The sequence below is a fragment of the Streptomyces sp. GLSS-08 genome (genome assembly GCF_056387915.1).
On record NZ_JBWJAQ010000011.1, the window covers coordinates 203,552 to 217,132 of the forward strand.

At 72.9% G+C, this 13,581-nt stretch carries 13 protein-coding genes; 4 read left to right on the plus strand and 9 right to left on the minus strand.

The genetic code is table 11. From position 1 onward, the window contains the following. The first annotated feature begins 41 nt into the window (after window positions 1-41). Entirely contained in the window at window positions 42-644 is a 603-nt protein-coding gene (locus AC0ZLC_RS21315; protein ID WP_476753538.1) for a hypothetical protein, read from the plus strand. Between the two features lie 13 nt (window positions 645-657). Here the strand turns inward: AC0ZLC_RS21315 and AC0ZLC_RS21320 are convergent, their stop codons facing one another. Beyond that, window positions 658-2,463 (minus strand): serine/threonine-protein kinase, encoded by a 1,806-nt coding sequence (locus AC0ZLC_RS21320; RefSeq protein ID WP_476753539.1) that lies wholly within the window; start codon window positions 2,461-2,463, stop codon window positions 658-660. Window positions 2,464-2,529: 66 nt separating this feature from the next. Further along, entirely contained in the window at window positions 2,530-3,378 is an 849-nt protein-coding gene (locus AC0ZLC_RS21325; protein WP_476753540.1) for a menaquinone biosynthetic enzyme MqnA/MqnD family protein, read from the minus strand. A gap of 355 nt (window positions 3,379-3,733) precedes the next feature. On the opposite strand from AC0ZLC_RS21325, the gene AC0ZLC_RS21330 reads away from it, so the two are divergent. Next, on the plus strand, window positions 3,734-3,937 hold the full coding sequence (locus AC0ZLC_RS21330) for a cold-shock protein (RefSeq protein WP_006138897.1): 204 nt from the start codon (window positions 3,734-3,736) through the stop codon (window positions 3,935-3,937). A 105-nt stretch (window positions 3,938-4,042) separates the two neighbouring features. Here AC0ZLC_RS21330 and AC0ZLC_RS21335 read toward each other — a convergent pair whose 3' ends face one another. Together AC0ZLC_RS21335 and AC0ZLC_RS21340 are read right to left on the minus strand one after the other, a co-directional pair. After that, window positions 4,043-5,938, minus strand: coding sequence for an AMP-dependent synthetase/ligase (locus AC0ZLC_RS21335; protein ID WP_476753541.1), 1,896 nt, complete (start codon window positions 5,936-5,938; stop codon window positions 4,043-4,045). A gap of 236 nt (window positions 5,939-6,174) precedes the next feature. After that, on the minus strand, window positions 6,175-7,488 hold the full coding sequence (locus AC0ZLC_RS21340; protein ID WP_476753542.1) for an acetyl-CoA C-acetyltransferase: 1,314 nt from the start codon (window positions 7,486-7,488) through the stop codon (window positions 6,175-6,177). Between the two features lie 85 nt (window positions 7,489-7,573). Here AC0ZLC_RS21340 and AC0ZLC_RS21345 point away from each other — a divergent pair, with 85 nt between their 5' ends. Together AC0ZLC_RS21345 and AC0ZLC_RS21350 are read left to right on the plus strand one after the other, a co-directional pair. Then, the gene (locus tag AC0ZLC_RS21345; RefSeq protein WP_476753543.1) at window positions 7,574-8,890 is read left to right on the plus strand and encodes a 3-oxoacyl-ACP reductase; all 1,317 of its coding nucleotides are present in this window, start codon (window positions 7,574-7,576) and stop codon (window positions 8,888-8,890) included. 398 nt (window positions 8,891-9,288) lie between these two features. Beyond that, the gene (locus tag AC0ZLC_RS21350; RefSeq protein ID WP_476753544.1) at window positions 9,289-10,170 is read left to right on the plus strand and encodes a MaoC family dehydratase; all 882 of its coding nucleotides are present in this window, start codon (window positions 9,289-9,291) and stop codon (window positions 10,168-10,170) included. Here AC0ZLC_RS21350 and AC0ZLC_RS21355 read toward each other — a convergent pair. The 5 genes from AC0ZLC_RS21355 to AC0ZLC_RS21375 all read right to left on the minus strand — a co-directional run bounded on the left by AC0ZLC_RS21355 (window position 10,167) and on the right by AC0ZLC_RS21375 (window position 13,536). After that, window positions 10,167-10,811 carry a TetR/AcrR family transcriptional regulator gene (locus AC0ZLC_RS21355; RefSeq protein WP_476753545.1) on the minus strand — a complete coding sequence of 215 codons (645 nt, stop codon included), beginning with the start codon at window positions 10,809-10,811 and terminating at the stop codon, window positions 10,167-10,169. The two genes, AC0ZLC_RS21350 and AC0ZLC_RS21355, sit on opposite strands and share 4 nt — an antisense overlap. 52 nt (window positions 10,812-10,863) lie before the next feature. After that, window positions 10,864-11,166: a DUF4229 domain-containing protein gene (locus AC0ZLC_RS21360; protein ID WP_476753546.1), complete on the minus strand. Its 303-nt coding sequence runs from the start codon at window positions 11,164-11,166 to the stop codon at window positions 10,864-10,866. Between the two features lie 120 nt (window positions 11,167-11,286). Beyond that, window positions 11,287-11,823: an N-acetyltransferase family protein gene (locus AC0ZLC_RS21365; RefSeq protein WP_476753547.1), complete on the minus strand. Its 537-nt coding sequence runs from the start codon at window positions 11,821-11,823 to the stop codon at window positions 11,287-11,289. Between the two features lie 7 nt (window positions 11,824-11,830). Further along, the gene (mqnE, locus tag AC0ZLC_RS21370) at window positions 11,831-12,994 is read right to left on the minus strand and encodes an aminofutalosine synthase MqnE (RefSeq protein WP_476753548.1); all 1,164 of its coding nucleotides are present in this window, start codon (window positions 12,992-12,994) and stop codon (window positions 11,831-11,833) included. An 86-nt stretch (window positions 12,995-13,080) separates the two neighbouring features. Then, window positions 13,081-13,536, minus strand: a complete 456-nt coding sequence (locus AC0ZLC_RS21375) for an Lrp/AsnC family transcriptional regulator (protein WP_358850989.1) — start codon at window positions 13,534-13,536, stop codon at window positions 13,081-13,083. Between the last annotated feature and the right edge of the window lie 45 nt (window positions 13,537-13,581).

The window sequence follows — 13,581 nt, forward strand, 5'->3', positions numbered from 1 at the left end:
TACGCGGGGCGGCAGTTGACACGACGAGGGGGGCGGCCGGCGTGAGCGGATCGGCCAGGCCGAAGCGGCGCAGGGCGGCGGCGCCGGGGCTGCGGTACCGCCGTTCCCCCGGGCGCGGGACCCGGGCGCCGGTACGCACGAACCGGCGGGACACGGCCCTCGGCTGTCTCGTCGTGGCGGCCGTCGCAGCGGCACTGATCGCCTTCGCCCTCGCGGTGTCCTCGTGGGGAAGGGCGGTCTGGGGCGGCGCCGCTCCCGGCTGGCCCGGCGGCGGCTACGGATTCGCGGTCACCGTCGGTGCGGCGCTGCCCTGGGCGGCGGCTGCCGCGATCGCGCCGCTGACGCACGTGAACTGGCGCCGCGACAAGGCGCGTTCGCTGGCCTGGGCCTCGGCGTCCCTGCCCGGCGCGGCGGGGACGGTACTGCTGCTGCTCGTCGTCTTCGGGTCGCTGACACCCAAGAGGCGTCACCGCTACGGCAGTTGCGGCACCGAGGGCGGCCCCTGCTGGGTCCAGGCGCAGTATCCGTACGTCTGGGCCGTGGGCCTGGCCGCGACGCTCGCCGGCGCGGCGCTGCTCGTCGCCGTACTCGTCCGGTACCTCCCGCGGAGGAACCCCGGTGGCTCCCCTTCGTCACCTGCCTGACCCTGGACGTCCCTCACTTCACCTTGGACATCCGCGCGGTCGGGTTGCCCGCCGCCTGGTTGTCCGTCTCGTAGGACAGGTCGTCCCCGACCGGTGTCAGGCGCACCGCGTGTCTGCCCGTCGTGCACTGCGAGCCGTTGCTCTTCCTGGCCACGCTGGTGGCGACGAGCTGCTTCGGTGTGACCTTCTTCAGGATCAGGACGTCGTCGCAGACACCGCCGATCTGGTCGGTCTGCCGGAACGTGCCGAACTCCTCGCCGGGCTCCGCCTGGCGGACGGTGACGCGGATGGTGCCGGCTGGGAGGGCGCCGTCGAGCGCGAGAGCCTTCCCCTCCCAGGTGCCGAGGTAGGAGGCGGGGATGCCGGACGCGTCGCTCCCGGCGTCGGGCGCGCTCCCCGAGGCCGACGGGCTCCCGCCCGCCGTGTCGTTCCCGCCCGAGCCGCCGCCCTGCATCAGCTGGAACAGGAACACGGTACCCACCGTCACCGCGGCCAGCGCCCCGGCGACCGCCAGCGCGACCGTGCAACTCAGCTTCCGGCCGCGCCCGTTCGCGCCGGGCGCGGAGGCCGCGGCCACGCTCACGGACAGCCTGCCCGGCGTCGGCCCGGCGGCCGCCCCGTCCGGGTGCGCGTCCTGGGGCGGCGCGGTGCCCTCGGCTCCCGCGGTGTGCTCCGGCCGCGACCGGGGGACACGCGGCACGGCCGGATACGCGGACGCCGGCATCACGGGCGCCGGTCCGAACGCCCCCGCCGGCGGCGGTCCGAACGCCCCGTCGCCCGCCGGACTTGCGCCGTCAAAGGGCCCGGCATCCCGGACGGACCCCGCTTGCGCCGACGGTCCCGGCCCCGCGCCGGACACCGCTCCCGACGTCCCGGGCACCGACGGGCTGGTGAACCCCACGAGCCCCGAGGGCGCCGTCCCCGCGGCCTCCAGGTTCAGCAGCTGGACGGCGCTGCGGCTGACCTGTTCCACGAGCGGTCCAGGCAGCCAGCCCGCCGCCACCAGACGGGCCGCCCCGTGCGGGGCCAGCCGCCCGGCGACCTCCCGCGGGGCGGGGCGGTCGCCGGGGTCCTTCGCCAGGCAGCGGGCCGCCAGTTCCCGCAGTTCGCCCGCCAGTTCGCCGAGCACCGGCTCCTCGTGCACCACCTTGTAGAGGAGGGAGGCGGACGAGTCGCCGGGGAAGGGCGGCTGCCCGGTCGCCGCGTACGCCAGTACCGCGCCCAGCGAGAAGACGTCCGCGGCGGCCGTGACCCGCCTGCCGAGGATCTGTTCGGGCGACATGTAGCCGGGCGAGCCGACCGACACCCCCGTCGAGGTCAGGGAGGCCGTGCCGTCCGTGGCCCGGGCGATGCCGAAGTCGATCAGCAGCGGGCCGTCGAGGGTCAGCAGGACGTTGGACGGTTTGACGTCACGGTGGACGAGGTCCAGGGCGTGCACGGCTTCGAGCGCCTCGGCCAGGCCGGCGCCCAGGACCCGTACGGAGTGCTCCGGCAGCGCGCCGCGCTCCGCGACCGCGCCCGAGAGCGAGGGCCCCGCCGCGTACCCGGTGGCCACCCAGGGCACGGGTGCCTCCGGGTCGGCGTCCAGTACCGGGGCCGTCCAGGCGCCCCCGACCCGGCGCGCGGCGTCCACCTCGCGCCGGAACCGGGCGCGGAACTCCTCGTCGAGCGCGAAGTGCGGGTGCACCATCTTGACCGCGACCGTACGGCCGCCCGCGCTGCGGCCCAGATAGACCCGGCCCATACCGCCCGAGCCGAGCCGGCCGAGCAGCCGGTAGGGCCCCACGACGGTGGGCTCGCCCACATCCAGCGGCCGCATGGCCCCCACCCCTCCCCCGTACGCTGTGCGTTCCCCAGCAGGGTAGTGCCGCCGGGCCCGGGAGCCTCAGGGCCTCAGCAGCTCCACCGTCACGTCCGCCGGGAACCCGGTCGTGGGTCCGACCCGGCGGGCGAACTCCGCGACGGCCTCCAGCTGCGGGCCGCCGAAGCGGAAGTCGAGCGTCGTGAAGTACTGCTCCAGGACCCGCTCGTCGAAGGCCTCCCAGCGGGCCGCCTGCTCGGCGACCTTGCCGACCTCGTCGAGAGAGAGGTCCCGGGAGGCGAGGAAGGCCTCGTGGACCTTGCGGGTGACGGCGGGCTCACGCTCCAGGTAGTCGCGCCGGGCCGCCCACACGGCGAAGACGAACGGCAGGCCCGTCCACTCCTTCCACAGGGCGCCCAGGTCGTGCACCTCAAGGCCGAATTTCGGGCCGTCGAGGAGGTTGGCGCGCAGCGCCGCGTCGCCGATGAGGACGGCGGCGTCGGCCTCCTGCATCATCAGGCTGAGATCGGGCGGGCACGTGTAGTACGACGGCTCGACGCCGACCTTCTCGGCCAGCAGCAGCTGGGCGAGGCGGACGGACGTGCGCGAGGTGGAACCGAGGGCGACCCGGGCGCCGTCCAGTTGCTCCAGCGGAACCTGCGAGACGATCACGCACGACATCACCGGGCCGTCGCAGCCGACCGCGATGTCGGGGAAGGCAACCAGTTCGTCGGCGTGCCGGAGGAATTCGACGAGCGTGATCGGCCCGATGTCGAGGTCGCCCCGCACCAGCTTCTCGCTGAGCTTCTCCGGGGTGTCCTTCGTGAGCTCGAAGTCGAGGAGCGTGCCGGTTCTCGCGAGCCCCCAGTACAGGGGCAGGCAGTTCAGGAACTGGATGTGGCCGACGCGCGGCCGGGTGCGAGAATTGTCCACATCGCGAGGCTAGCCCCCATGCGGTACGGTGCAGGCTCCGGGTCCCCGAGTGGTGTGTGAAACCCTCCCGACCTCTTGTGTCAACCCTCGCGACAGCGAGTCGGCACCGCGACGTCAACCCAGACCGGACAGCGGTCAAACATCCGGGTGACGTGATCTTCACCTCTGTTGCTTTCGGCTGCCCGCGTGCTAGGCTCGCCGCACGTTGCAGTTTGGTTTCCCTTGCAGTACAGAGCCTGCGGAGCATGTGACCGCGGGCTCTCGTCTTATTCAGATAAATGCAGTTGTTAACACGCAGTTGTTTACACCTTGCAGGTTCTGGAGCAGGGCAACCCTTTGGGCCCAAGGAGGGCTTATGGCTACCGGAACCGTGAAGTGGTTCAACGCCGAAAAGGGCTTTGGCTTCATTGCCCAAGAAGGCGGCGGCCCGGACGTCTTCGTCCACTACTCCGCCATCAATGCGAACGGCTTCCGTTCTCTCGAAGAGAACCAGGCCGTTTCCTTCGACGTCACGCAGGGCCCGAAGGGTCCGCAGGCGGAGAACGTCACCCCGATGTAAGCCTTCGGCTCCCAGAGCCGATGCTTTGATCCGGAACGAAGAGCAGTACCCAAGGAGCCCCGCACCGGCCTGGTGCGGGGCTCCTGCCTCTGTCCGGCCCGCCGGTCACTGCGCGTACATCGCCTCCACCTGCCGGGAGAAGTCCCGCAGGATCGCCTCGCGGCGCAGTTTCATCGACGGCGTCAGATGTCCGGCCTCCTCCGTGAACGCGCCGGGCAGGACGGCGTAGCGGCGGATCGACTCCGGGCGGGAGACGAGTCTGTTGGCCTCGTCGACCGCGCGCTGGAGCACGGCTTGCAGGTCCGGGTCGTCCAGCAGGAGTTCCGGCGGGACGCCGTGCTTGCCGTTCATCCGGCGCCAGTGGGTGATGCCCTCGGGGTCCAGGGTGATGAGGGCGGTGACGTAGGGGCGGCGGTCGCCGAGGACCAGGCACTGGGCGATCAGGGGATGCGCGCGCAGCCAGTCCTGGAGCGGGGCCGGGGCCACGTTCTTGCCGCCGGCCGTGATCAGGATCTCCTTCTTGCGGCCGGTGATCGTCAGATAGCCGTCGTCGTCCAGTTCGCCGATGTCGCCCGTGGCGAACCAGCCGTCCGGAGCAGCGGGGACGACCCCGCCCGCGTGCGGGTCCCAGTAGCCCCGGAACAGCTGCCCGCCGCTCAGCAGCACCTCGCCGTCGCCCGCGATGCGCACCCGGGTGCCGGGCATCGGCCGGCCGACGGTGCCGAGCCGGGGTTTGAGCGGCGGGGTCACGGTGGCGGCCGCGGTGCTCTCGGTCAGGCCGTACCCCTCGTAGATCTCGATGCCGGCGCCGGCGTAGAAGGCGGCCAGGCGGCGGCCGAGCGGGGAGCCGCCGCAGATCGCGTGCCGGACCCGGCCGCCCAGGGCGTTGCGGATGCGGCGGTAGACGAGCGGGTCGTACAGGGCGCGGGCCGCGCGCAGACTCCGGTCGGGGCCGGGACCCGTGCCGTGCTGCCGGGCCTCCAGGGCCTCGCCGTAGCGGCACGCGATGCGCGTTGCCCGGTCGAAGGAGGAGCCGCGGCCCAGTTTCTCGGCGGTCGCGCGGCCGGTGTTGAAGACCTTCTCCAGGACGTACGGGATGGCCAGCAGGAAGGTGGGCCGGAAGCTCGCCAGGTCGGCGAGGAGATCCTCCGTGCGCAGGCTCGGGGCGTGGCCCAGTCTCACCCGCGCCCGCAGGCAGGCGATCGCGACCATCCGGCCGAAAACGTGCGAGAGGGGCAGGAAGAGCAGGGTGGAGGCGGCCTCCGAGGTCTTCGCCTTGAAGATGGGGTGGAGCATCTCGATCGCGTTGTCGATCTCGGCGAAGAAGTTGCCGTGCGTGAGGACGCAGCCCTTGGGGCGGCCGGTGGTGCCCGAGGTGTAGATGAGGGTGGCGAGGGTGTCGGGCCCCAGCACCCCCCGGCGTACGGCGACCTCCTGGTCCGGCACGTCCCGGCCCCGTTCGGCGAGCCGGTCCAGGTGGCCCTTGTCGAAGACCCACATGTGTCGCAGGTCGGGTATCCGGTCGCGCTCGGGGCCGAGGGCGGCGGCCTGGGTGACGGACTCCACGGCGAGGGCGACGGCTCCCGAGTCCTGAAGGATCCAGCGGGTCTGGAAGGCGGAGGAGGTCGGGTAGACGGGGACGGTGACCAGGCCGGCCGCCCAGGCGGCGAAGTCGAGGAGCGTCCACTCGTACGTCGTCCGCGCCATGATGGCGATGCGGTCGCCCGGTGCCAGACCCTCGGCTATCAGGCCCTTCGCGACCGCGAGCACCTGGGCCGCGAAGTCGGCCGCGCTCACGTCGCGCCAGCCGCCGTCCGCGTCCTTGCGGCTGAGGACGGCGTCCCCGGGGGCCGCGCTCGCGTTGTCGAACGGGATGTCCGCGAGCGAACCGTGGGTGACGGGGGTTACGAGCGGCGGCAGGAACACCTCGCGCACGACGCCGTCCAGCCGCTTGATCTCCGGTTCCGGCAGCGGGGACGGGGACGCGTACGGGCTGGACACGGGGCGGCTCCTTGACTGCGGGGACCCGGGCCGGGCGAGGGTCGTGCGTTCTCATACGGCGCTGGGGAGCGGGGAGTTCAGGCGGGCGGGGCGGCGTCGGCCACCGGGTGAGACGGGGATCGTACGGGGCCCGCGTGTGGGGTGTGTGGGGCTCCGGGGCGGGCGACGTGCGGGTTACCGCCGGTAGGTGTGGGCGGCCGGAGAGGGCGGAACGGTCTCCGGCCGGCCCCGGGGCGTCACGGGCGCTCCAGGATCGCCGTCACCCCCTGGCCGCCGGCCGCGCAGACGGAGATCAGGCCGCGGCCAGGGGTGCCCCGTTCCGCCAGGAGGGCGGCGAGGGTCGCGACGATGCGGGCACCGGTCGCGGCGAAGGGGTGGCCGGTGGCCAGGGACGAGCCGGCGACGTTGAGGCGGGCGCGGTCCACGGGGGCGAGCCCGCGTTTCTCCCAGGCGGCCAGCGTCGCGAGGACCTGGGAGGCGAACGCCTCGTGGATCTCGACGAAGTCGAAGTCCCCGATGCCGAGCCCGGCCCGCTCCAGCATGCGCGGCACCGCGTACGCGGGGGCCATCAGCAGTCCGTCCGCACCGCCCGCCACGTCACCGTCACCGCCGGCGAAGTCGACCGCGGCACTCTCGTACGCCGTCAGGTACGCGAGCGGCTCCAGCTCCCGCGCCGCCGCCCACTCCTCGCTCGCCAGCAGGACGACGGCCGCGCCGTCCGTGAGGGGTGTCGAGTTGCCCGCCGTCATCGTCGGACCGGGAGCGTCGGTACCGAACACCGGCTTCAGGGTGGCGAGTTTCTCGACCGTGGACCCGGGCCGCAGGTTCTGGTCGCGGGCGAGGCCCCGGAACGGCACCACCAGGTCCTGGAAGAGGCCGCGTTCGTACGCCGCCGCCAGCCGCCGGTGGCTCGTCGCGGCGAGTTCGTCCTGCGCCTCGCGGGTCACCCCCCAGGCGCGGGCGGTGACGGCGGCGTGCTCACCCATCGACAGGCCGGTGCGCGGCTCGGCGTTGCGGGGGATGTCCGGGACGAGGTGGGCGGGCCGGATCCGGGCCAGCGCCTTCAGCCGCGCCCCCGCCGACTTCGCGCGCCGTGCCTCCAGGAGGATGCGGCGCAGCCCGTCGTTGACGCCGAGAGGCGCGTCGCTCGCCGTGTCGGCGCCGCCCGCGACGGCGGACTCCGTCTGCCCGAGGGCGATCTTGTTGGCGGCGGCGATCACCGCCTGGAGACCGGTGCCGCAGGCCTGCTGGATGTCGTACGCGGGAGTGCGGGCGTCCAGGGCCGAGCCGAGCACGGTCTCGCGGGCGAGGTTGAAGTCGCGGCTGTGCTTGAGGACGGCGCCGGCGACCAACTCTCCCACCGCGCCGGGCTCCTGAAGCCCGAACCGCTCCGCCAGACCGTCGACGGCCGCGGTCAGCATCTCCTGGTTGGAGGCCGTCGCGTACGGGCCGTCGGAGCGGGCGAAGGGGATGCGGCAACCGCCGATCACCGCGACGGGGCGCGGGGTCGCCGCACCGGGGTGCGCCGTTGCCGGACCGAGGGGGTTCATCTCGACCTTCTCCTGACCCTGCCGTAGCCTTACCATCGGTAACCTTACTCTGGAGTAAAGTAACGTCCCCGCTGGGAGTTGGACAATGGCCGACCGCTATCTGGGCTTCGCCGGCACCGCGCCGGGCCGCTTCCTGACCCGCAGGCTCGGACTGCCGCAGCCCGCCGCACTGCACCGCTGGTCGGCCGGACGGCCCACACTCGAGGGGCCGTTGCTGCACCTGACGGCGGGCAAACCGGTGCTCGACCCGGCAGACGTGCCGGCCCGCACGGGTCTGCGGGTGCGGACCGACGCCGAACGGCCCGCTGCCGTGCTCCTCGACGCCACCGGTGTCACCGACGTCGGCACGCTCGCCGAGGTCCACGCGGCACTGCACCCCGTGGTCCGCTCGGTCGCCGCCAGTGGACGGATCGTGGTCCTCGGAGCACCGCTCGACCCCGCCGACCACCATCAGGCCGCCGCCCAGCAGGCGCTGGAGGGGTTCGTGCGCTCGCTGGCCAAGGAGATCGGCCGGGGCCGCACGGTCACGCTGGTCCGCGTCCACGGCACGGCGACGGCCCCCGCCCTCGAATCGACGCTCCGCTTCCTCCTCTCCCCCAGGTCCGCCTACGTCAGCGGACAGGTGATCGAGGTCGGCGCGGGCGAGGTGACCGCGCCCGGGGACTGGACGCGGCCCCTCGCCGGACGGACCGCGCTCGTCACGGGAGCCGCGCGCGGCATCGGCGAGGCGGTCGCCGCGACCCTGGCCCGCGACGGAGCCGCGGTGGTGTGCCTGGACGTGCCCTCGGCACAGGCGGAGCTGACCTCGGTCGCGGAGCGGCTCGGCGGGAGGGCGCTCGCGCTCGACATCACCGCCGGTGACGCGGTCGCCCGGATCGCGGACGCGCTGCCCGACGGGCTCGACGTCCTCGTCCACAACGCGGGGATCACCAGGGACCGGCGGCTCGCCAACATGTCCGCCGAGCGCTGGAGTTCGGTGCTCGACGTGAACCTCGCGAGTGTGCTCCGCACGACGGACTCGCTGCTGGCCGCCGGGGTGCTGCGGCACGGCGGCCGGATCGTGGCCACGGCGTCCATCGCGGGGATCGCCGGGAACGCGGGTCAGACGAACTACGCCGCGAGCAAGGCCGGGATCGTCGGGCTGGTACGGTCGCTGGCGCCGCGTGCCCTTGCCGAGCACGGGGTCACGGTGAACGCGGTCGCCCCCGGGTTCATCGAGACCCGGATGACGGCCGCCGTTCCCCTTCTCATCCGTGAGGCGGGCCGCCGGATGAACTCCCTCGGGCAGGGGGGACTTCCGGTGGACGTCGCCGAGGCGACGGGCTATCTCGCCCATCCCGCGTCCGGCGGGGTGAACGGGCAGGTGCTCCGGGTGTGCGGGCAGAGCCTGCTCGGAGCGTAGGGCTTACGCGCCCGGCCCGCCGGAACGCCTGGCCCGGGGTCGGCCGGGTGCCGTCGGGGTGGGCGCACCACCCTCTGCGCATCAGCACCGGGCGCGGCAGCTGGGGCCGGGTGGAACGGCGAGCCCGGCGCCGACGGGCTGCCCGCACCTGGAGCGGCCCGGGCCCGCCCGGCACGCCTGCCCGCACCGCAACCGGTACGGTCCGCACCCGCCCTCCCGCCGAAGGGGCCGTGCCGGTACGTCAGATGCCCGTTGCAGGCCGGGCGGACATCCCGGCGCTCGTGCAACGCGGCTGGTCGCCCGGCATGCAACGGGCGGATGCACCGGCACGGCCCCGACCCACCCACCGGACCGACCGCGCGCCCGGCAGCAAGCCGGCCCAACCCCCTGGAGCCCCCGTGCAGACCCGGACCGTCCTCGACGCGCCGCCCGCCCTCACCCCCCTCCTCGCCCGCGGCGCCGCCCTCTCCCCGGTGAAGCGGCGCCCCCGCCCCGGGGCCACCGCCCCCCGGACCCGCCTCGTCCTGCCGGGCGTCCGCATCGACCTCGCCCGGCTGGCCGCGTACGAGCGGGTGTGCGGCTTCGCGACCGGCGTCGACGCGCTGCCGGTCACGTACCCGCACGTCCTCGGCTTCCCGCTCGCCATGCGGCTCATGGCGGCCCGCGCGTTCCCGCTCCCGCTCCTCGGCCTGGTCCACACGTCGATCGAGATCACCCGCCACGAGGCGCTCAGCACCACGGGCGAATACCAACTGGACGTACACGTGGCCGAGTTGCGGCCGCACCGCCGCGGCACCGAGGCGTTCGTGGTCACCGAGGCCAGGACCGCCGACGACACCGTCGCCTGGGAGTCCCGCAGCACCTACCTCGCCCGGCACCGCACGGTGACACCACCGGCCCCGCCCGGGCAGCCCGCTCCCGGACCCAGGCCGCCCGCGTCACCCGGCCGGGAAGACCTGCCCGCGACGGCCGCCTGGCGCCTCACCGCCGGCCTCGGCCGCCGCTACGCCGCCGTCTCCGGCGACCGCAACCCGATCCACCTGCACCCCCTGACCGCACGCCTCTTCGGTTTCCCCCGGGCCATCGCGCACGGCATGTGGACGGTCGCCCGCTGCCTGGCGGAACGCCCCGCGGACGGCCCGGTGCGTGTGCGCGCCGAGTTCAGGGCCCCCGTCCTGCTCCCGGGCACGGTGACGTACGCGTCGAAGGGCCCCGCCTTCGAACTACGCGGAGACGAGGGCCTGCACCTCACAGGAGAGGTGCACCTCCTCGACCGCTAATGCTCGGGCGGCGACCAGGGGTGCCCTTCCATGAGTTCGCCGAGGCCCGCCCAGGCGAAGTTCATGAGGGTCGCCGCCGCCTGCTTGGCGGAGACGCCCGGCGTGGCGTTGGCCCAGGCCGCGAGCGACTCGGCGGCACCGACGAGGGCTTCCGCGAGCCCGGCGACCTCCCGCTCGGCGAGCGAGGGATCCCGGTGCGCCTCCCGCGCGGCGATGACGATCAACTGGGTGACGAACGCGACGAGCTCCTCCCGCATCGCGGTGACCTCTGCGGCGAACGGTTCCCCGTGCGTACGGGCCTGCCGGTGCAGCACGGACCAGCCGTCGGGGTTCTGCGCGGTGTGCGTGAAGAACGCCCGCAGTCCCTCCCAGAGTTGACGGTCGGCGGCCAGCCCCGGCCGCACCCCCGCGCGCACCGCCTCGGTCAACGCCTTGGCCTCACGCCGGATGCACGCCGTGAACAGGTCTTCCTTGGAGTTCAGGTAGAGGTAGACCAACGGTTTGGACACGCCCGCCAGATCGGCGATCTCGTCCATCGACGCGGCCCGGTACCCCCGCTGACCGAAGGTCCGTACGGCGGCGTCGAGCATCTGCCGCTCCCGCACCGCACGCGGCATCCGCTTGTTCTTCACAGCACCCATACGGGCAAGCGTACGATCGGCCGCGCACGGCCGGGTGACGCGGAACGGAACGTCAGGAAGTGTGGCCCTGCGCGCCCCGGGCGGCGTCGTCGACGACGTCCTCCTGGTTGCGGTTGCGCTCCAGGTTGGCCTTGGCGCGGTCGACCCGGGCCACGACCTGCGCAGAGGCGCGGTCGCGCTCGCCGCGGAGCACGACGAAGCTGATGGGCGCGGAGATCACCAGGGCGAGCAGGACGACCCACATGTAGTTGGAGTCGCCGAGGCCGCGCGGCGCGATGCCGGAGTGGACGAGGCCCCAGACGACCACGAAGCAGCCCGCGAAGATCCCAAGGCGCATCAGTGTGTAGCGGAGCATCTCAATCCACTCTTCCGTTCCGTGGGGCTCCCCCAGTTCGGCGGAGCCGAGAGAGCGGGGAAGTTCCCAAAGGGCATTCTCCAGTGAAGCACGGCCGAAAGCGGATCTTTCGCCGGGGGCTCAGTTCCCGGAGAGGGCCAGCGGCAGCAGCATCGTGATGTCGTCCCGGTCGTCGCCGGACGCGACCCGGATCGCGCCCGGCACCCGCCCGACCTCCTTGTAGCCGCAGGAGGCGTAGAAGTGCTCCAGGCCCTCGCCGCCGCGGCAGGTGAGCCGGATCGCCTCGATCCCGGGAAGGGACGCGGCGGCCTCCTCGGCGGCGGCCAGCAGATCGCGGCCGTACCCCCTGCCCTGGTGGCGGGGGTGCACCATCACCGTGCAGAGCCACAGCCAGTGCCTCATCAGCCGGTGCGTGTTGAGGGCGAGGAAGGCGGTGGCGGCGACGGCACCGTCCTCGTCGTGGCCGACGAGGAGACGGGTGCGCCGCTCGGTCATCGCGGCGAGGTGCTTGAGCCACTCGGGCCGGATGTCCTCGGCCGTCACGGGCGGTACGAAGCCCACGGAGCCGCCCGCGTTGGAGACGTCCGTCCACAGCGCGAGCACGCCGTCACGGAGTTCCGGGCCCACGGGCGGGTCCAGGCGGAAGGTCAGCGCCATCGCAGGGTCAGACCCGCATCGGCTGGGGGGACTCGCGGCGCGCCGGGTCGGGACCGTCGTACTCGCGGATGATCTCGTAGCGCGTGTTGCGCTCGACCGGGCGGAAGCCGGCGTCGCGGATCAGGTCGAGCAGGTCCTCGCGGGTCAGCTTGTTCGGCGTGCCGTAGTTGTCCGCGTCGTGCGTGATCTTGTACTCGACGACCGAGCCGTCCATGTCGTCGGCGCCGTGCTGGAGGGCGAGCTGGGCGGTCTGCACGCCGTGCATGACCCAGAACACCTTCACGTGCGGCACGTTGTCGAAGAGGAGCCGGGAGACCGCGAAGGTCTTGAGGGCCTCGGCGCCGGTCGCCATCCGCGTGCGCGCCTGGAGCCGGTTGCGGACCTTGCCGTCCTTGACGTCCACGAAGTCGTGCTGGTAGCGCAGCGGGATGAAGACCTGGAAGCCGCCGGTCTCGTCCTGGAGTTCACGCAGGCGCAGCACGTGGTCCACGCGGTGGCGGGGCTCCTCGATGTGGCCGTACAGCATCGTGCACGGGGTCTTGAGACCCTTCTCGTGCGCGAGGCGGTGGATGCGCGACCAGTCCTCCCAGTGGGTGCGGTGGTCCACGATGTGCCGGCGGACCTCCCAGTCGAAGATCTCGGCGCCGCCGCCGGTCAGCGACTCGAGACCGGCGTCGATCAGCTCGTCGAGGATCTCGGAGGCCGACAGCCCGGAGATGGTCTCGAAGTGGTGGATCTCCGTCGCCGTGAAGGCCTTCAGGGAGACCTCCGGGAGGGCCTTCTTCAGCTCGCTCAGGGAGCGCGGGTAGTAGCGCCACGGCAGGTTCGGGTGCAGGCCGTTGACGATGTGCAGCTCGGTGAGGTTCTCGCCCCGCATCGCCGTGGCGAGACGGACGGCCTCCTCGATGCGCATCGTGTACGCGTCCTTCTCGCCCGGCTTGCGCTGGAACGAGCAGTACGCGCACGAGGCGGTGCACACGTTCGTCATGTTCAGGTGGCGGTTGACGTTGAAGTGGACGACGTCGCCGTTCTTCCGCGTCCGCACCTCGTGCGCGAGGCCGCCGAGCCAGGCCAGGTCGTCCGACTCGTACAGCGCGATGCCGTCCTCGCGGGTCAGCCGCTCACCGGCCCGGACCTTGTCCTCCAGCTCGCGCTTGAGCCCGACATCCATGCGTGCACCTCTCCCTGTGACGAACCGTGTCCACGGTACTCCCCCGCACTTCGCGGGCGAGCGGCCCCCGTCAGGCGCTTCGCGCCCTACTCCTCCTCGGGCAGTTCGCCGACGCGGTTCTCCCACTTCGTGGAGAGCACGATGGTCGTACGGGTCCGGGAGACGCCCCTGGTGCCGGACAGCCGGCGGATGGTCTTCTCCAGACCGTCCACGTCGCTGGAGCGCACCTTGAGCATGAACGAGTCGTCGCCGGCGATGAACCAGCAGTCCTCGATCTCCGTGAGGTCCTTGAGCCGGCGCGCCACGTCCTCGTGGTCGGCGGCGTCGGAGAGCGAGATGCCGATCAGGGCGGTGACGCCGAGGCCGAGCGAGGCGGAGTCGACCGTCGCGCGGTAGCCGGTGATGACACCGGCGGCCTCCAGCCGGTTGATGCGGTCGGTGACGCTGGGCCCCGAGAGTCCGACGAGGCGTCCCAGCTCCGCGTAGGAGGCCCGGCCGTTCTCCCGCAGGGCCTGGATGAGCTGTCTGTCCACCGCGTCCATGCGATCGATAGCCTTCCGCTGAAGAGATCCTGAAAGTTGATGACG